The following is an 18588-nucleotide window of genomic DNA, read 5'->3' as shown; positions in this document are numbered from 1 at the left end:
CCACGGAGGCGGGATGGGGGCGATCGTGTTGTTGCCGCTGTGCGTGGACGATGCCGCGCTCGACCGCTGCCTGGCCGCACTGGATGCGGGCACCGCGCCGGGCACCGCGGTCTGGCTGGCCGACGATGCACAGACCGGGCCACGTGCGCAGGCGGTGGTGAAACACTGGTTGGCACATACGCCATTGCAGGCTGAGTACACCCGGCGCGCACGGCCGCTGGGCGAAGTCGCCCACCTGGACGAGATGCTGCGCGCCTGTGATGGCATGGACGTAGCGGTGCTGGCACCGGACAGCGTGCCAGCGCCGGGCTGGCTGCAGCAGCTGCAGGACGCCTTCGCCCGCGATGCCGCCATCGCGACTGCAACCCCGTGGTGCAATGCCGGCGAAACCGCTGCGTGGCCACGGCTGGGCGAAATCAATCCCGAACCCCATGATCCGGCCCTGCTGGCGCATACCTGCGCCACGTTGCCGACGCTGCACCCGGAGCTGCCATCGGCGGTCACCCACGCGGTGCTGGTGCGGGGCAACGCGCGCCGACGTGCCGGCGGCCTGGACGTGGACAGCTACGGCGGTTGGAACGCGGCTCTGGTGGACCTGAGCCTGCGCATGGCTGGCCTGGGATGGCGCAACGTGTTGTGCGAGACCGCCTTCGTCAGCCGGGCAGGGGAGGCGATCAGCCGTGATGGCGATCTCGAGGCCCTGGCCGCGCGCTGGCCGGGCTGGGTGCCTAGGCTGGCCGACTTCCTCATGCACGATCCGCTGCATGGCCTGCGTGCCGACCTGCAGGAGCGCATGCGGCAGGCGATAATGCCGAAGGAACAGGGTGACCTGTTCGTCCCGTCTTCCGCGCCGGAGCCTCCTGCTTGAATGTTGCCATTGCCGCCATCGTCGTCACCTACCAGAGCGGCAGCACCATCGATGCCTGTCTCTCGCGTCTGCGCCAGGCGCAGGATGTGGCCGAGATTCGGGTGATCGACAACGGCTCGATGGATGGCACGCTGGATATCGTGCAGCGCCATGCCAGCCATGATCCGCGCGTGCGTTTCGTCGGCAATCCGGACAACCCCGGCTTTGCCGCCGCCAACAACCAGGGCGTGGCCGATTCGCACAGCCCCTGGCTGGCCTTCATCAACCCGGATCTGATGGTCGAACCGGAAACACTGGCCGCACTGCGCAGCCGCGCGGAAGCACTGGGCGATTGCCTGCTCGGTGTCGAGCAGGTGGACGAGCAGGGCCATGCCGACGAAGCCGTGCGTCGCCGCGACCCGGATTTCCTGATGATGCTGCGCTCGCCGGGCAAGGGCTCGAAGCTGGCGGTGCCGCGTGACCCGCAGCAGGTGCTGCAGCGGGTGCCGGCGCTGTCCGGTGCGCTGCTGATGATGCCGCGTGCATTGTTCAATTGCATCGGAGGCTGGGACGCCGGCTATCGCCTGCACGCCGAGGACCTGGATCTGTGCCGGCGTGCACGCGAAGCCGGGGCGGTGGTGGCGATCGCCAATGACCTGCAGGTCACCCACGTTCGTGGCGTCTCCAGCCGCTCGCGGCCGTTCTTCGTCGAATGGCACAAGCACAAGGGCCTGTGGCGCTATTTCCAGAAGTTCGAGGCCAGGCAGCGTTCGCTGCCGGTACGGGTGGCGGTGTGGGGCGCGATCTGGGCGCACGCCCTGATGCTGGTGCCGCGCCTGCTGCGCAGGTCGTTGTAGAGCCGAAAGGGCGTCCACGCATGGCGTGGATCTACCATCGCTGTTCCGCGGAGAGCAGAGCGTGGCCGCAGCCACCCCGGTTCACCCTGCCGGGCGCATAATCCGCCCCATGCCTATCATCCAGTCCCTGCTCGACACCGACCTGTACAAGTTCACCATGATGCAGGCGGTGCTCCACCAGCACCCCGGTGCCCAGGTGCAGTACCGGTTCAAGTGCCGCACGCCCGGCATCGACCTGGCCCGTTACATCGACCAGATCGACGAAGAGATCGACCACCTGTGCAGCCTGCGTTTCAGCGACGCAGAGCTGGATTACATGCGTGGCCTGCGCTTTGTGAAGCCGGACTTCGCCGATTTCCTCGGCCTGTTCCACCTCGACCGCAAGTACATCCAGCTGCGCGCGTCGAAGACCGTGCCCGGCGAGATCGAACTGGACATCACCGGCCCCTGGCTGCACACCATCCTGTTCGAAGTGCCGCTGCTGGCGATCATCAACGAAGTCTGGTTCCGCAACACCACCACTGCCGACTTCGCCGAGGGCGAGCGTCGCCTGCAGGCCAAGGCCGCGCTGCTGCGTGATACCCCGGGGTTCGAGCAGTGCCGCATCGCCGACTACGGCAGCCGCCGCCGCTACTCGCGCGACTGGCACGCCCGTCTGCTGCCGCTGCTGCGCGATGCGCTCGGCCCGCAGCTGGTCGGCACCAGCAACGTGCACTTCGCCCGCCTGTACGGCATGACCCCGCACGGCACCATGGCCCATGAGTATCTGCAGGCCTTCCAGGCGCTGGGTCCACGCCTGCGTGATTCGCAGGTGGCGGCACTGGAATCGTGGGCACGCGAGTATCGCGGCGACCTCGGCATCGCACTGTCCGACGTGGTCGGCCTGGATGCGTTCCTGCGCGACTTCGATATGTACTTCTGCAAGCTGTTCGACGGTGTCCGCCACGACTCGGGCGATCCGTTCGACTGGGGCGACCGCATGCTGGCGCACTTCCAGCAGCGCCGGGTGGATGCACGCAGCAAGGTGCTGGTGTTCAGCGATGGGCTCGACATCGCCAAGGTGATGCGCCTGTACGACTACTTCCGTGGTCGCTGCCAGGTCGCCTTCGGCGTCGGCACCCACCTGACCAATGATCTGGGGCCAACGCCGCTCAACATCGTCATCAAGATGGTTCGTTGCAACGGCCAGCCGGTGGCCAAGCTCAGCGATTCGCCGGGCAAGAGCATGTGCGACGACCCGGGCTACCTGGCCTATCTGCGCCAGGTCTTCGAGCTGCCGCCGGCGTAAACACGTCGGCTTACAGGTAGTCGACCACCACCAGGTAGGCGCCCTGCAGCGGCTGCTGCTTCGACGCCTGCACGCTGTAGCGCTCGGAGAAGGCGATATCGCCGGCGCGCATCGCGCTGGCAGACACCGACAGCTTCTGGCCCTGGCGCTTGCCGTCGCGCAGCGTCGCGGCCTGGCCATCGGCAAGAGCCGTCACGGCCACCGTCGAGCCCTTGGCCGAGGGCGGGCAGGCGGCCAGGCTCAGCTCACCCTGGGACAGGGCCGTCGTGCAGCCCGGCTCGGCGATGCGGCCGCTGAAACGGATGCTGCCGCTGCTGGCCTGGGCCAGTGCGCTGACGGACATCAGGGCCACGCACAGCAGAATGGAGTTCCTCATGACACGTTCTCTGGTTCGGTGTGTCCTAGTTAGCGACAGGTTCGATCCGCCTTTAATAGGACGATTTCGAATCTGCTAGGGCCGTCACCAACAAAGAGTGATGCGCATCAAATAAGGTGATTTCCACCTTAAAAAGGCCTGTTCCCGCGCATGCCGAACGCGCCACCAGGTGCGTCATGCAGGGTCGTTTGTGGCCTGATCCGGCCACCGTCAAATCCCTTGCGCTCCCCGGACCTCGATTTCGCCTAACACGTCACATTCGAGGCGTCAATAAATTGTCGTTCAGAAAAATAATGAGACTTTCATCACAGTTGTGCCTATACTTGCGTCACGGATTCAGGGGAAGGTATGTCCGAGTCCGGCCACAGGTGAGACGCAAGGATGGGTCTTGATAGCCCGGCAGTGCTCCTTGCTTCCTCCTCTACTTCTCATCTCTTCAGTAGGGTTAGGTAAAAGCGAATGCACAAGATCAATATCATCGCCGCTCTGATGCTGGCCGCCGCTCCGCTGGCCGCCAACGCCGCCGACGGCACCATCACCTTCAACGGCAAGGTGACCGACAAGACCTGCACCATCTCGACCCCGGGCGGCAAGGACTTCTCCGTCAACCTGCCGACCGTGTCCAAGAACACCCTGGCCGCCGCCGGTAACGTTGCCGGTCGTACCCCGTTCGCCATCAACCTGACCAAGTGCAGCGCCGGCAACGTCGCGACCTACTTCGAGCCGGGTTCGACCGTTGACTTCAACACCGGCCGCCTGCTGAACCAGGCTTCGGCCAACGCTGCCACCAACGTGCAGCTGCAGCTGCTGGGTTCGAACAACCAGGTCCTGCCGATCAAGGCTGCAGGCGCTGGCCAGGCCCAGACCAACTCGCAGTGGGTCACCGTCGGCACCGACGGCTCGGCCGACCTGAACTACTACGCTGAGTACTACGCCACTGCCGCCGCCACCCCGGGCGACGTCACCAGCAGCGTCAAGTACACGATCATCTACAACTGATCGTAGTCGTACCCGCACTGGCCGGCGTACGCGCCGGCCAGTGCATCGCGGCCCCTGGCCACATACCTCGAGCGTAGTACTTCCGATGAAAGCATTCTTTCCCCGGGCGCTGCTGCTGGCAGCGTTCACGCTGCCCTTCTGCCAGAACGCTCTGGCCGGCGTGGTGGTCAATGGCACGCGAGTGATCTATCCGGCGCAGGCGCGCGAAGTCACCGTGCAGGTCGACAACGTGGGCGATTCGCCGGCGCTGGTGCAGGCCTGGATCGACAGCGGCGACGCCAACCAGACCGCCGATACCAGCGATGCCCCGTTCGTGCTGACGCCGCCGATCGCGCGTGTCGAGCCGGGCCGCAGCCAGGCGCTGCGACTGATCTTCTCCGGCGCGCAGCTGCCGACCGACCGTGAGTCGGTGTTCTGGCTCAACGTGCTGGATGTTCCGCCGTCCCCGGACAACGCCGACAGCGGCGAACAGAATTACCTGCAGGTCGCGTTTCGTTCGCGCCTGAAGCTTTTCTACCGGCCGCAGGGCCTGAAGGGCGTCGCCAACGACGCGCCGGCAGCGCTGCGCTGGACCCGCACGGGCGACCGTCTGCGGGTGGAAAACCCGAGCCCCTTCCACGTCACTCTGGCCGAAGTACATGCCGTGACCGGCAGCAGTGAAAAGGCCGTCGAGGACAAGGGCGCGATGGTCGCGCCGAAGCAGAGCCTGGAGTTCGCCGCACCGGCGGGCACCGACCAGGTCCGCTTCATCACCATCAACGACTACGGCGGCCGGGTGGAACACACCATCCGCCTCGGCAGCACCGGGGGCTGAACGCGCCGCGCTGGCCCCTGGCCTGCGCATCCCGCCACCGCCGCTGTGCGGCGAATTGAAGGAATGTCAGTGTGATCGGAAACAGATTGACATTGTCGATCCATCAGGCGCTTTGCCTGTTGGTTGCTGGCGTGGCCTGCCCAGGATGGGCGCTGGCTGCCCCGGCCAATCTCGGCGAACAGGCGCTGATGGCGCAGAGTGGTGCGGCCAATGCGCGTGCACCGGAATCGGCCCAGTTCAACTCCAGCTTCCTGTCCGGCCAGGCCAAGCAGGTGGACCTGGCGGCCTTCAGCAATGGCAACCCGATGGTGGCCGGCAACTATCGTGTCGACGTCTACGTCAACGGTGCCTGGCAGGGCCGTCGCGATCTGCAGTTCAAGGCCGATACGCAGGGCCGTGTCGACGCCTGCCTGCCGCTGCCGATGCTGGAAGAAATGGGCGTGGACAGCGAGGCCGTGCTGCTGCAGCAGGATCCGTCCGTGCCCACCGACAAGACCAGCTGCGTGCCGGTCCAGCAGCGCATGGCCAATGCCTATGGTGTCTATGACAGCGGCAACCTGCGCTACGACCTGAGCATCCCGCAGGTGTTCCTGCGCCGTGAGGCACGCGGCTACGTCAACCCGGCGCTGTGGGACCGTGGCATCAATGCCGGTTTCGTCGGCTACAGCTTCAATGCCATCGACAGCGACAGCCGCGTCGAAGGTGGCCAGCGCAACCGCAGTGCCTACCTCGGCCTCAACGCGGGCATGAACCTGGGTGGCTGGCAGTTCCGCCACGATTCGAACCTGACCTGGTCCGAGGGCGACGGCCGCCATTGGCAGAGCATCGCCACCTATGCGCAGCGCGGCATCCCGCAGGTGCGCGGCATGCTCACCATCGGTGAGGCCTACACCACCGGTGAACTGTTCGATTCGATCGGTTACCGCGGTGCCAGCCTGGCCAGCGACGACCGCATGCTGCCCGATTCGCTGCGCGGTTACGCGCCGGTCGTGCGCGGCATCGCCGAGACCAATGCACGCATCGAAGTGCGCCAGAACGAGCAGCTGATCTACTCCTCCACCGTGTCGCCGGGCAGCTTCGTCATCGACGACCTGTACCCGACCGGCTACGGCGGCGATCTGGAAGTGAGCGTGATCGAGGCCGATGGTCGCCGCCGCGAATTCAAGGTGCCGTTCGGTTCGGTGCCGCAGATGCTGCGCGAAGGCGTGTCGCGTTACTCGCTGACGGCCGGCCAGGTGCGCAACAAGCTGCTGGCCGATGAGCCGTGGCTGGTGCAGGGCACCTACCAGCGCGGCATCGGCAACCAGCTGACCCTGTACGGTGGCAGTGCACTGAGCGATGGCTACCTGTCGCTGCTGTACGGCGTCGGCCTGTCCACGCCGGTCGGCGCGTTCGCCGCCGACGTCACCCACGCCCGTACGACGTTCGACCACTACGGCAACCACACCGGTGCCAGCGTGCGCTTGAGCTACAGCAACATGATCGGCGAGACCGGGACCAACCTGACCCTGGCCGCCTACCGCTATTCGACCGAAGGCTTCTACAGCCTGCAGGATGCGCTGTACGGCCGTGATTCGGACAAGCGCGGCATCGATCCGACCACCCGTGGCCGCCAGCGCAGCCAGTTCCAGGTAACGCTGAACCAGCCGCTGGGCCGTCGTGGCGGCGCGCTGTACGTGACCGGTTCGGTGCGTGACTTCTACGACCGCCCCGGCACCTCCAAGCAGTACCAGGTGGGCTACAACAACGCCTGGCGTTCGGTGAACTACGGCTTCTCGGCGCTGCGCACCGAAGAGGGCGTGCTGGGCCGTTCCGACACCCAGTACCTGTTGTCGATGAGCGTGCCGCTGGGCCGTGGTTCGCACCCGGTGTCGTTCAGCGCCGACCTCGGCGTGCGCGAGCGCGGTGGCTACGACAACAGCCGCGTCGGCATCACCGGTTCGACCGGCGTCGACAACAACTTCAGCTACGGCGTGGCGCTGTCCGACTCCCGCGAAGGTGGCACCACCGCAGTGGGCAGTGCGGAATACCGCAGCCGCTACAGCGCGTTGAATGCGACCTACAGCCACTCGCGGGACTTCCGCCAGGCTTCGGTCGGTGCCAACGGCAGCGTGGTCGTGCATCCAGGCGGCTTCACCTTCACCCCGCAGCGTGGCGACACCATGGTGCTGGTGGAAGCGCCGGGCGCACGCGATGCGATCGTCAGCAACGCCCCGGGCCTGCGCGTCGATGGCCGCGGCTACGCGGTGGTCCCGTACGTGTCGCCGTACCGCCTCAACACCGTCACCCTCGACCCGCAGGGCATGGCCCACGACGTCGAGCTGGAAAGCACCAGCCAGTCGATCGCGCCGTTCGCCGGTGCCATCAGCTACCTGCGCTTCGATACCCGCAAGGGCAACGCGCTGCTGATCCAGGTGCGCAACACCGATGGCCGCACCATGCCGTTCGGTGCGCAGGTCAAGGATGAGCAGGGCCAGCCGGTGGGCATGGTCAGCCAGGGTGGCCGCCTGTACGTGCGCAGTGAAAAGAACCAGGGCAGCCTGCTGGTGGAGTGGGGCGCCGGCGCCGACCAGCGCTGCACCGTCGATTACCAGGTTCCGGCGGGCGCCGATGCGTCCAAGACCGGCTTCATCCCGCTGGAGGCAGCATGCCGATGATCTCTTCCCGTGGCCGCAAGGCGCTGAGTGCCCTTGCATTGCTGGGCGGCGTGATGCTGGCTCAGCAGGCCAGCGCCGCGTGCCGTATCCAGATCAATGGATTTGTTGCGCAGGACGTGCAGATGGACATGGGTCAGATCGTCATTCTGCCCAGCACACCGGTAGGCGGCGTGATCAAGGAAATCAGCGTGCCGATCAACCAGCAGAACAGCGTTGCGCGCTGTGACTACTGGTACGGCGGCTACTCGACAGGCGAGTATGTCAACGCGCCGCAGAAGCGGCCGGTGGCCGGCTTCTCCAATGTCTACGAGACCGGTGTTGCGGGTGTGGGTATCCGTCTGTTCCGCGACTCCGGTGCGATCCAGACTTATTACCCGCACTCCATCAACTTCGGTGCCAACTCCACCATCTCGCTGATCGGTGGCCAGTTCCGCATCCAGCTGATCAAGACCGCCGCGCAGACCGGTTCGGGCGTGATCGCACCGAACGGTCGATTCACCACCTATTACTTTGATGGTGACGGTCCCAGCCGTCCGGTGCTGACCTCGACCTTCAGGGGCTCGGGCACCACCGTGGTCAGCCCGACCTGCGAAGTGCAGGCCGGCAGCCGCAACATTGCGGTCGATTTCGGCAGTGTGCCCAACACCACCTTTACCGGTGTCGGTTCCAAGGCCGTCGATCGCGATTTCGAGATCCGCCTGAACTGCCAGGGCAGCAATGTCGCGCAGTATCAGAGCAAGATCGGCATCCGCCTCGATGCCGACCAGGACAGCTCGAACATGCCGGGCGTGCTGAAGCTCAGCGCGGCCACCAACAGCGCCACCCGCATCGGCATCCAGATGGTCCAGCGCGATGGCAGCACCGAGCGCGAAGTGCGCTTCGGCCAGACCGTCAACGTCGGTACCACCACCCCCGGCACCAGCACGATGACCTTGCCGCTGCGCGCCCGTTACGTGCAGACCCAGGCCGGCACGGTGGGTGCGGGTGTCGCGAACGGCCAGGCCACCTTCACCATCCAGTACGAGTAAATCGGCCCCAGGCTGCGGCCATTGCTGCGTTCCACCGCAACGTCGCCCGTTCCACGGGCGGCGTTGACTGCGTCTTGATCTTCCAACGATGAAGATCAATGCCACGACGCGCGTACCATCATTCGAATGTGATGTACGTCGCGATTTTGGAGTTTCCTCATGAGGTGACCGTCCCCTGCCTGCGGGTGTTGGACGGGAACGCCGAAAGGATCCAGACGTGGCTACAACTGCTTGCATCCCGCCGCGCCAGCCGTCCGGAGCGCGGCGATGAAGGTCCTGTCGGTGTTCGGCACGCGACCGGAAGCAATCAAGATGGGGCCGCTGGTGCGGGCCCTGGCCGAGGCTGCGGACATCGAATCGGTGGTCTGCATCACCGGCCAGCACCGGGCGATGCTGGACCAGGTGATGTCGCTGTTCGAGATCACCGCCGACCATGACCTCGATGTCATGGTGCCCAACCAGACCCTCAATGGCCTGTGTTCCAAGCTGTTCGAACGGCTTGACGCGCTGTACACGCAGGTCCGTCCCGACCGGGTGCTGGTGCACGGTGATACCACCACGGCGATGACCGCCGCGCTGGCCGCGTTCCACCACCGGATTCCGATCGGTCATGTCGAGGCCGGACTGCGCACCGGTGACATCAACCGGCCGTGGCCGGAGGAAATGAACCGGCGGGTGATCGATGTGGTCGGCCACCAGCTGTACGCGCCCACGCCCAGCTCGCGCGCCAACCTGGCCGGTGAACACCTGGGCGGGCAGATCCTGGTCACCGGCAACACCGTCATCGATGCCCTGCAGCAGACCGTGGAGCGCCTGGATGCCGACCCGGCGCTGCGTGCGCGGGCTGACGAACCCTTCCACATGCTTGACCCCGATCGTCGCCTGCTGCTGGTCACCGGCCACCGCCGTGAGAGCTTCGGCCAGGGCTTCGAGGACATCTGCCGTGCGCTGGCCGAGCTGGCACGGCGGCCGGACCTGCAGGTGCTGTACCCGGTGCATCTCAACCCGAACGTGCAGGGCCCGGTCAACGCCCACCTCGGTCATCTCGACAACGTGCACCTGGTGCCGCCGCAGGACTACCTGCGCTTCGTGCGGCTGATGCAGCGCGCCGACGTCATCCTCACCGACTCCGGTGGCGTGCAGGAAGAGGCACCGGCGCTGGCCAAGCCGGTACTGGTCATGCGCGACGTCACCGAACGCCCGGAGGCGGTCGAGGCCGGTGTGGTGACGCTGGTCGGCACCACGCCCTCGCGCATTGTTGAGGCGGTCAACGCGGCACTGGCACAACCACCGCACCCGACCCGCTTCGATCCCGACGCCAGCCCCTACGGCGATGGCCGCGCCAGCGCGCGCATCGTCGCCGCGCTGCGTGGTACGCCGCTTCCCGAATTCTCGCCCGGCCTCCGCAGCAGCGGCGCCTTCCACCCCCATCCACGCGAAGTGACGCCATGACCCAGAACGGCCGCTCTCCCCTGTTTGCATCCGCTGCCGCGTTCGTCCTGTCGGGCGTGGTTGGCAGTGCCCATGCCGCCGACAGCGTCGCCGGCCAGTTCGCCGAGTGGAGCGGCGACGGCACGGTCAGCCGGCAGATGACCCTGCGCGAACTCGGTTTCCGCCAACCGCTGGTGCTCAGCGGGCAGGAGAGCCAGCGCGAGATCTACCTGCCGGTGCCGGCCGGTGTCGCCACCCGCGATGCGCAGCTGCAGCTGGACGGGCGCTATGTGCGCGGCCACGCCGGGCGCACTTCCGGCCTGTGGTCAGTCGATGGCGATCCAATCGCCGCACGCTCGATCACCGATGCACAGGGTGACGCCAGCCAGCTGCTGGCCATCGATGGCGAACCCCGCCAGAACGGCTTCGTGCGGGTTGGCGTCGGCTGGTGGTCGATCGTGTCCGACTACCAGTGTGCCGATCAGAGCGCGCCGGCCAACGTGCTGCGGCTGTCGTCGGACTCGCGCTTCAGCTACCGCTTCGACGGCCGCGCCGTGGACACCGTGGCCAAGGCCTGGGGCGCGCTGCCCCCGCAGGTGCGCCTGCTGGTGGACGGCAAGGTGCTGCAGGCCCCCATCTATGACGCAGCCTGGCGCATTGGCACGGCCCTGCAGGCCGGTGGCAAGCAGGTGCAGGTGGTGGCACTGCCCAAGGTCGGTGACAGCGTCGACCTGACCGGCATCAGCATCCCGGCCAGCCTGCAGGGCGTGCCGGCCTATGCCGCGCTGGCCGCGGGCGAGCGCGCATATGCGATCAAGGATCTGGCCGAAGTCGGTGCGCTGCTGTCGCTGCGTGACAGTGGGCCGTTGGCCGCCGATGTGATGATCGGCAGCGATGCGCTGCGGGCCGGCGTGCGCGCGGCACTGGATGCGCTGGCCGCACAGGTTGCTACCGCTGGCGCCGATGCGGGCACGGCGTTCGCCGCGTGGCGCGGTACCGACATGGGCGGCCTGGAAAAGCCCGCCGCCACCGCCTCGGTCAGCGTGGTGGCCGTTGCCGGCCGTCCGACGCTGGTGGTCGACCCGGCTGCGGCGGGCAAGGTTGCCGGACTCTTCGCCGAACAGTGGCGCAGCTACGCGCTGGGCCGCAGCCTGCAGGTCAGCGCAGCGGGCACGCCGAAGCTGGACGGTGACCAGGTGCTGCTGAGCCGGCTCGGCAACATCGCCGGCACGATGGATGTCGTCACCCGCGCCGACCGCAGCGCCAGCTTTGACCTCGGCGCGTTGTCGGCCGATGGGCGCCTGCCCGAGGAGGTGGTGATCGACGTCTCGGCGGCCCCGAATGCGGCCGGGCAGGGCGCGGTGGCCACGATCCATTTCAACGATTACCTGCTGGGCGGCAAGGTGCTGTCGGCCAACGGCCAGCCGCAGCGGCTGGTGGCCAAGGTGCCGGCCTATGCGCTGTCGGCGCGCAACGAGATCCGGGTCAGCTTCCTGCGCCAGCCGGCACGCCCCTATTGCCACGATCCGGCCACCGCCTATCCGGTCTCGATCCTGCCCAGCAGCCACCTGACCCTGGCCAAGCGTTCGCTGGGCAGTGATTTCGTCGGTGCCAGCAGCCAGCTGTCACGCGGCAACCAGGTGTTCGTGCCCGCCACATGGCTGCAGGACGCGCCGGCATCGCTGCGCAAGGTGATCGCGGTGGCCAGTGCTGTGGGTGCCTCGCCGGAGGCGTCGGAGCTGAAGGTGGTCGATGCCGGTGCGGCGGTCAGCCCGGGTGCGCCGTGGCTGGCCTTCGATGTGACGCCGTCGGGAGTCGATGTGGCCGGCCTGAAGGACGGCCACCTGCTGATCGGCGGGAAGCCGCAGCCGCTGCTGGATGTCAGCGGCCTGGACCGCGCCGCAGTGGTGCAGGTCGGCACCTCCGGCGGCCAGCTCGGCGTGCTGTACAGCGGCCTTGGCGCACAGGCACCGTCATTCGGCGCACCGTTCCGGCTGCTGCGCGGTGATCTCGCCGTGCTCGACGGCAGTGATGCCGTGCGCGAGTTCGATCGCCAGGATCCTTACGGGAGCCGCGTTGCCCAGGATGGCAATCCGCAATCGAAGTGGGAACGGCACATGGTCTGGTTGCTGCTGCTGGTCGGCGTGATCGTGTTCGCGCTGCTGGCTGCCCGCGTCACCCAGGTGCGCCGCCGCAAGTCCGCCAACACAGGGCACTGATCCACCGTGGACGGTCTGTTCTGGAACATCCAGCTGGCCAACTATTACGCCGCCCTGGAAACCACGGCGGCGGCGGTGGCCGTGCTGATCCTGATCTCCAGCCTCGATGACCTGTTCATCGATGTCTGGTACTGGGTGCGCGAGAGCTGGCGCGCGCTGACCATCAAGCGTCGCGAAGCGTACCGGCCACTGACCCAGGAAGACCTGATGCAGCGGCCGCAACAGCCGCTGGCGATCATGGTGCCGGCGTGGATGGAATACGACGTCATCGCGCAGATGGTGGAGAACATGATCAACGTGCTCGACTACCGCGAGTACGTCGTGTTCGTCGGCACCTATCCCAACGACCAGCAGACCATCGATGAAGTGGAGCGCATGCGCCGCCGCTACAAGCGCCTGCGCCGCGTGGAGGTGCCGCATGACGGGCCGACCAGCAAGGCCGACTGCCTGAACTGGTTGATCCTGGCCATCTTCGATTACGAGAAGCGCCACGACATCGAGTTCGCCGGGGTGATCCTGCACGACAGCGAGGACGTGCTGCACCCGATGGAACTGCGCTTCTACAACTACCTGCTGCCGCGCAAGGACATGATCCAGCTGCCGGTCACCTCACTGGACCGGGAGTGGTACGAACTGGTGGCCGGCGTCTACATGGACGAGTTCGCCGAATGGCACGCCAAGGACCTGGTGGTACGCGAGAGCGTGTCCGGCATGGTGCCCTCCGCAGGCGTCGGTACCTGCTTCTCGCGGCGCGCGCTGCTGGCGCTGAGCGCGCAGACCGACAACCAGCCCTTCAACACCGACAGTCTCACCGAGGATTACGACGTCGGTGCGCGGCTGGCAGCGATGGGCATGCAGTCGATCTTCGCCCGCTTCCCGGTGCAGTTCCGCGTGCGTCGACCGTCCTGGTTCGGCTGGGGACCGGTGCGCGAGCGCACCCAGCAGATGGCGCTGTGCGTGCGCGAGTACTTCCCCGACAACTTCCGCGCCTCGTACCGGCAGAAGGCGCGCTGGGTGCTGGGCATCGGGTTGCAGAGCTGGGAATCGCTGGGCTGGCGTGGCTCACTGGCCACCAAGTACCTGCTGGCGCGCGACCGCAAGGGCATCATCACCTCGTTCGTCAGCATCATCGCCTACATCATCTTCCTGCAGCTGCTGCTGTTCTGGCTGCTGAAGATGACTGGGCTGTGGACGATGCAGTTTCCCAGCGTGTTCCAGGCCGGTACCTGGCAGATGAATGTCGCGCTGCTGACCACCGCAGCGCTGGCGACCCGGGTCGTGCAACGCTTCTACTTCGTCAACCGGTTGTACGGCTGGGAGCATGCGCTGATGTCGATCCCGCGCATGGTGGTCGGCAACATGATCAATTTCATGGCCACCGCCCGTGCATGGAAGGTGTTCCTGGCCTACCTGCTGTTCGGCAAGCGCATGGTCTGGGACAAGACCATGCACGACTTCCCGGATGCAGCGCAGCTGGTGCAGACCCGCAAGCAACTCGGTGAACTGCTGACCACCTGGCAGGCGGTGGAACCCGAACGCCTGCAGCAGGCGCTGGACCAGCAGCAGGCAGGCCGTCAGCAACCGCTGGGCCGCATCCTGCTCACCCAGGGTTGGCTGGATGACGAGACCCTGGCCGAGGCCATCGCCTTCCAGGGCGACCTGCCACGCGCGGTGATCGACGTGGACTACCTGCGCGCCTGCCAGTTCCCGGTCAGTGCCGATGCCTGCGTGCAATGGCGCATGCTGCCGCTGCCGCCGCGCCAGGAAGGCATCCTGCGGCTGGCCGTGGCCAGTCCGCTGCCCGAGGACGCCGTGGCGCTGCTGAAGCAGGAAACGCGCAGCGAGCACATCGAACAGAGCATCGCCCGCGAAAGCGAGATCAACGCGGGCCTGCGCCTGATCGGTGGCGAACGGCAGTGGCACCTGGACAACGTGCCCCTGCTGGGTGACCTGCTGGTGGAAATGCGCCTGATCGATCACGCACGCTTCGAGATCGCACTGGATGACTACATGCCGCAGCGCGACGGCCGCATCGGCGACTATCTGGTCAAGCAGGGCATCACCACCGAAGAGGCCGTGGCCCAGGCCATGCAGGAGCAGCGCCGGCGTGCGGCCACGCTGCAGTCGCCGCCTCCCGGAGCCTTGCCGGCATGAAGACCACCCTGCTGTCCACCGTCATTGCCGTGGCACTGGCCACGGCCGCCGCGCCGGTGCCGGCGCAGGCCGATGCGGCACTGCCGCTGTCCGGTGCCGCCTACCGCATCGCCGAGCAGGCGTTTGCCGCCTATGAACGTGGCGATTACCCTGCGGCCTACCGGCAGTCCAGTGAAGCGATCCGGCTGCGCCCGGACGTGGTGCGGCTGCGCCTGCTGCAGATCTATGCGCTGCAGAAGCTCGGGCGGGACGCAGAAGCGCAGCAGCAGGCGCGCCGTGCGCTGGAAGCGGGGTTGAAGGATCCGGCCTTGCCGGCGCTGGCCGCCGCTGCGCCCAGGACGAGCACAGGTGCGGGGCGTACCGCATCGGTACCGCATGCACCCGCAACGGTGACCGATCGCAACAAACGGCAGGCCTACATGCTGGCAACCGAAGCCTATGCGGCCTACGACGCCGGGCAGATGGGCGTCGCCGCCAGCAAGGCCGAGCAGGCGTTCAGGCAGCAGCCGAAACAGGGCGCATGGGCCCTGCTGTGGGTGACGGCGCTGGAGGCTCAGCAGCAGCCCGGACAGGCCGAAGCCGCGATCAGCACCGCGCTGCAGTTGGGCGCACCGAATGTCGAAGAACTGCGCGCGCGACGCGTGACACTGGACCGCCAACGCGCGCTACTGCTGGCCCAGCAGGCCTATCAATCGCTGTCCGCAGGCGAGGATGCCGCCGCCATTGAGCAGGCACACGCCGCCGTGGAGCTGGCTCCCGACGTTGCTTCATACCGGTTGCTGCTGATCACCGCGCAGCTGCAGGGCGATCAGCTCGCCAACGCTGAGCACAGTGCTGATGCGGCATTGCAGGTGGATGCCAACGACCTCAATGCACGGGTGATGCGTGGCTACCTGCGCCAGCGCCAGGGCAGTGTGGCGCTGGCCAATGAGGATTTCGACGCCGCGCTTGCCTCGCCGGGCTCAACAACGCAGCAGCGCAACGTGCGCCTGCTGGCGGTGGATGCGGCGCTGGCCGCAGGTGATCGGGTACGCGCCGCGGCGCTGCTGGCACCGTTGCAGGCGGCATTGTCAACGGATGCGGGCGATGCACGCGCGCAGCAGCTGCTGCAGCAGGGCATCGCGCAACGCAGCCGGGCGATCCGCTCCAGTCGCGAGCTTCCCCGCATCAGCGCCGAAGCCTACCCGGCACCGGTCCAGCACTGTCAGTCCGGTGACAGCGGCAACGTCTGCGAGCTGATGCCGGCCGACCTGCAGGGGGATGGCGGTGCCGCACAGCGCGCCTATGCGGCCTACGCGCGCCAGGATTACGCCGATGCCATCGGTGAGGCACGGCAGGCCGTGCAGCTCGCACCGGACGACGCGAGCCTGCAAGGCCTGCTGACCACCACGCTGGCGTCGGGCAACCGTGCCCAACAGGACGAAGCGCGGCAGCGCCTGGATGCGGCATTGGCGCAGCGTCCTGATGACGCGGGGGCGCTGATGCAACGCGGCTACCTCAACCAGAAGGCCCACGAACCGGCACGCGCACTGGCCGACTTCCGTGCCGCCGAGGCCACCGGCAAGGCACCGAAAAGCGTAGTGCTCGACCAGGCCTACGCCAGTGCCGCCAACGGCGACCATCCACAGGCGGTGACGCTGCTGCGTAGCGCCATCGATCGCGCCGATGCTGGCGAGCTGCCATTGGATGAGCGCCAGCGCTACAACGTGCGCAATGCCATCGCCAATTACTCGCGCGAGTGGGGCGTGATCGCTTCGGCGGGTTTCCGTGGTGCGCGCCAGGCGGCGACCAATGTCGGCGGTGCGGCGATCAGTACGCCCGGCGATTCGGTGTTCAGCACGCTGGAAGCGTTCTGGCGGCCCCCGGCCTTCAACGACCAGCATGGCACGCTCGAACTCTACGCACGCCTGCTCAACACGCTGTACGACGAGGGCGGTACCTACGAGTCGATCCGCGCGGTGGATCCGTGCACCGGCGAATCAACGCCGGATGCGCGTGCACGCGCCGAGCGCCTCAGCCACCCGCGTTCCACTACCGGCTGGCCGTCCACCATCGCCTCGTTCGGCCTGCGCTACGCCTTTGGCCAGACCGGTTTGAGCGCCGGCGTCGAGCGCCGCCAGTTTCTCGGCAGCGCTACCCGCCAGGGCGAGGTCTACCCCGAGTCGGCAGCAGTGCAGTGCCGCCTGCAGCTGGCGCTGAACCGGCCACTGGAAGCCAGCACGCTGGCACGCTACCGGCTGGCCAGTGGTTCCGGTGGCTGGATGTCCTACCTGACCTACGGCTATTACCACGGCACCGACCTGCGCACCGATGTGAACCAGTGGTGGATGGTCAGTGGCTACGCGCAGGGGGGATATACCTGGGACGACAACGGTGCCACCTTCACCCTCGACGCGCTCGATGCCAACGGCACGCCGGTGCGGCGGGTCGGCGAGGCCAATGGCCGCCTGCATCGCGAACAGTGGTTCGCTGCCGGTGAACTACGCGCCGGGCGCAGCTTCCGTTTCGGCGCAGGGCAGACGCACTGGGTGGTCACACCCTATGTCGTGGTCGGTGCCGATTGGCTGGACCAGCGCTCGCGCGTGCGCGACGTCCGTTACCCGCTGTTCCCGGCGCAGTCGTTTGTGCTCAACGATACGCAGCGCAGCTGGTCACTGGGCGCAGGGCCAGGCGTGGGCGTGCGTTACTGGTTCCGCGAAGACCACTACAACACGCCGCGTTCCTACCTGGACCTGACCGTGCAATACCGCTTCGCGATCGGCGGTGGTGATACGCAGCGTGCCAAGGGCCTGTTCGCCACCGCCATCCTCTATTACTGAGGCAGGCCCCAGCGTCGCCGAAGCGCTGCGGCCTGCGGTGTGTCCTGGGTCAGCCATGGCTCCAGTGCATAGACCAGCACGTGCTGTGCGCCGCTGTCGCGTGCCCATGCCAACTGCCGCTGGATGCGTGCGGCATCGGCCGTTTCGCCCTTGAATCCGCTGCCGTCGGCAGAGCCGCCGGGCAGTTCGCGGAACAACTCAACGATCGCATCGAAACCGATGCCGTGTGCGTGGAAATGATCGAGCAGCGGTTGCAGCTGCTGCACGTTGCCGGCACCGGCCACCCCCACGCCATCCTGCACCATGGGCCGTACGGCCGCGTGCGCAAGTACCGCCTGCCACAGCGTGACCAGGTTGCCATCGGTCTGCAGGCGGCTGAAGTAACAGGAGATCGCACAGTCACCGCCGCGCGCGCTGGCGGCCTGCACCAGCCCGTGCAGCCACTGCGCCAGCCATTGCTGGCGGGCCGGAACGGCCCAGTGGTACTGCTCCAGTTCGTAGGGCAGGTACCAGCCCCCGAAGGCCGGCTGCTGCGCCCAGGGCGCCTGTGCCAACCAGCTGCGTGCGTGCGCCAGGCTGTCGGCCAGGAATGCCTGCAGCGTGGCGTCGTCGGCGCCGATCGCCTGCCACCAGCGTTGCTGGAAGGGCAGGCCGACGCGGATGCGGATGTCGTTCCCGCTGGCTGCGGTAAACAGCTGCTGCAGGCTGCCGTCGGGTAGCGACCAGTCGCCGTCGCTGCCACCGACGATGCCGGTCCACTGCAGAACCAGCTGCCGGCAGCCCAGCGTATGCGCAAGCTTCAAGGATCGCTGCCAGTCGGCCAGGCCCCACTGCAGGTGGCTGCGCCACGGCTGCAGGAAGGTGCCATCCACCTGCACCGGCAGCGAGCAGCCGGGCAGGGTAGCGAGCGTACCGGCCAATGGCGCCAGCACCGCCGCGCGCAGCAGCCGGCGGCGCAACGGCGAAGACGGATCCGCGGGAAGGTCGGGCCGAACCATGCCCGCATCATCCCAGAGCGCCGTGCGTGGCGGGTGAACCCCGCACCTGGGAGCGCCGGCCGCTTTCCGTAGCGTGCTCTGGTAGTGCCGGCCGCTGGCCG

13 protein-coding genes are annotated in these 18588 nt (G+C 67.1%); 11 read left to right on the top strand and 2 right to left on the bottom strand.

What is annotated here, in order from left to right; genetic code table 11:
• The first annotated feature begins 13 nt into the window (after positions 1–13).
• The 3 genes from AC13GF_RS04440 (at position 14) to pncB (ending at position 2992) form a co-directional block, all read left to right on the top strand.
• Entirely contained in the window at positions 14–868 is an 855-nt protein-coding gene (locus AC13GF_RS04440; RefSeq protein WP_483003428.1) for a glycosyltransferase family 2 protein, read from the top strand.
• Positions 865–1704 (top strand): glycosyltransferase family 2 protein, encoded by an 840-nt coding sequence (locus AC13GF_RS04435; protein WP_483003426.1) that lies wholly within the window; start codon positions 865–867, stop codon positions 1702–1704. The genes AC13GF_RS04440 and AC13GF_RS04435 overlap by 4 nt, the downstream gene beginning before the upstream one ends.
• Before the next feature lie 109 nt (positions 1705–1813).
• Positions 1814–2992: a nicotinate phosphoribosyltransferase gene (gene pncB, locus AC13GF_RS04430; protein WP_149908772.1), complete on the top strand. Its 1179-nt coding sequence runs from the start codon at positions 1814–1816 to the stop codon at positions 2990–2992.
• Positions 2993–3002: 10 nt separating this feature from the next.
• Here pncB and AC13GF_RS04425 read toward each other — a convergent pair whose 3' ends face one another.
• On the bottom strand, positions 3003–3368 hold the full coding sequence (locus AC13GF_RS04425) for a hypothetical protein (protein ID WP_010482007.1): 366 nt from the start codon (positions 3366–3368) through the stop codon (positions 3003–3005).
• 459 nt (positions 3369–3827) lie between these two features.
• Between AC13GF_RS04425 and AC13GF_RS04420 the strand changes: the two genes are divergently transcribed.
• The 8 genes from AC13GF_RS04420 to AC13GF_RS04385 all read left to right on the top strand — a co-directional run bounded on the left by AC13GF_RS04420 (position 3828) and on the right by AC13GF_RS04385 (position 17489).
• Positions 3828–4367 carry a fimbrial protein gene (locus AC13GF_RS04420; protein ID WP_032128057.1) on the top strand — a complete coding sequence of 180 codons (540 nt, stop codon included), beginning with the start codon at positions 3828–3830 and terminating at the stop codon, positions 4365–4367.
• 85 nt (positions 4368–4452) lie between these two features.
• Complete coding sequence (locus AC13GF_RS04415; RefSeq protein ID WP_032128056.1) at positions 4453–5181, top strand: fimbrial biogenesis chaperone; 729 nt, start codon at positions 4453–4455, stop codon at positions 5179–5181.
• 92 nt (positions 5182–5273) lie between these two features.
• Positions 5274–7838, top strand: a complete 2565-nt coding sequence (locus tag AC13GF_RS04410) for a fimbria/pilus outer membrane usher protein (RefSeq protein ID WP_483003709.1) — start codon at positions 5274–5276, stop codon at positions 7836–7838.
• On the top strand, positions 7829–8866 hold the full coding sequence (locus AC13GF_RS04405; RefSeq protein WP_483003425.1) for a fimbrial protein: 1038 nt from the start codon (positions 7829–7831) through the stop codon (positions 8864–8866). Before AC13GF_RS04410 ends, AC13GF_RS04405 begins: the two co-directional genes overlap by 10 nt.
• A gap of 267 nt (positions 8867–9133) precedes the next feature.
• Positions 9134–10318, top strand: coding sequence for a non-hydrolyzing UDP-N-acetylglucosamine 2-epimerase (gene wecB / locus AC13GF_RS04400; RefSeq protein ID WP_483003424.1), 1185 nt, complete (start codon positions 9134–9136; stop codon positions 10316–10318).
• The gene (locus AC13GF_RS04395; RefSeq protein ID WP_483003422.1) at positions 10315–12516 is read left to right on the top strand and encodes a hypothetical protein; all 2202 of its coding nucleotides are present in this window, start codon (positions 10315–10317) and stop codon (positions 12514–12516) included. Before wecB ends, AC13GF_RS04395 begins: the two co-directional genes overlap by 4 nt.
• Before the next feature lie 6 nt (positions 12517–12522).
• Positions 12523–14670 carry a glycosyl transferase family protein gene (locus AC13GF_RS04390; RefSeq protein WP_414614883.1) on the top strand — a complete coding sequence of 716 codons (2148 nt, stop codon included), beginning with the start codon at positions 12523–12525 and terminating at the stop codon, positions 14668–14670.
• Positions 14667–17489 (top strand): NfrA family protein, encoded by a 2823-nt coding sequence (locus AC13GF_RS04385; protein ID WP_483003420.1) that lies wholly within the window; start codon positions 14667–14669, stop codon positions 17487–17489. Before AC13GF_RS04390 ends, AC13GF_RS04385 begins: the two co-directional genes overlap by 4 nt.
• On the opposite strand, the gene AC13GF_RS04380 is transcribed toward AC13GF_RS04385, so the two are convergent.
• Complete coding sequence (locus tag AC13GF_RS04380) at positions 17483–18487, bottom strand: DUF4434 domain-containing protein (protein ID WP_483003419.1); 1005 nt, start codon at positions 18485–18487, stop codon at positions 17483–17485. The two genes, AC13GF_RS04385 and AC13GF_RS04380, sit on opposite strands and share 7 nt — an antisense overlap.
• Between the last annotated feature and the right edge of the window lie 101 nt (positions 18488–18588).

This window comes from Stenotrophomonas sp. 22LJNL06-5-1 (assembly GCF_056861455.1).
This window is presented reverse-complemented; position numbering and strand designations above follow the sequence as displayed.

Excerpts from the sequence above, each read along its gene's own strand:
- pncB (WP_149908772.1), top strand. The coding sequence starts at position 1,814 with ATGCCTATCATCCAGTCCCTGCTCGACACCGACCTGTACAAGTTCACC.
- AC13GF_RS04415 (WP_032128056.1), top strand. The coding sequence starts at position 4,453 with ATGAAAGCATTCTTTCCCCGGGCGCTGCTGCTGGCAGCGTTCACGCTG.
- AC13GF_RS04395 (WP_483003422.1), top strand. The coding sequence starts at position 10,315 with ATGACCCAGAACGGCCGCTCTCCCCTGTTTGCATCCGCTGCCGCGTTC.
- AC13GF_RS04440 (WP_483003428.1), top strand. The coding sequence starts at position 14 with ATGGGGGCGATCGTGTTGTTGCCGCTGTGCGTGGACGATGCCGCGCTC.
- AC13GF_RS04380 (WP_483003419.1), bottom strand. The coding sequence starts at position 18,487 with ATGGTTCGGCCCGACCTTCCCGCGGATCCGTCTTCGCCGTTGCGCCGC.
- AC13GF_RS04385 (WP_483003420.1), top strand. The coding sequence starts at position 14,667 with ATGAAGACCACCCTGCTGTCCACCGTCATTGCCGTGGCACTGGCCACG.
- AC13GF_RS04425 (WP_010482007.1), bottom strand. The coding sequence starts at position 3,368 with ATGAGGAACTCCATTCTGCTGTGCGTGGCCCTGATGTCCGTCAGCGCA.
- wecB (WP_483003424.1), top strand. The coding sequence starts at position 9,134 with ATGAAGGTCCTGTCGGTGTTCGGCACGCGACCGGAAGCAATCAAGATG.
- AC13GF_RS04420 (WP_032128057.1), top strand. The coding sequence starts at position 3,828 with ATGCACAAGATCAATATCATCGCCGCTCTGATGCTGGCCGCCGCTCCG.
- AC13GF_RS04405 (WP_483003425.1), top strand. The coding sequence starts at position 7,829 with ATGCCGATGATCTCTTCCCGTGGCCGCAAGGCGCTGAGTGCCCTTGCA.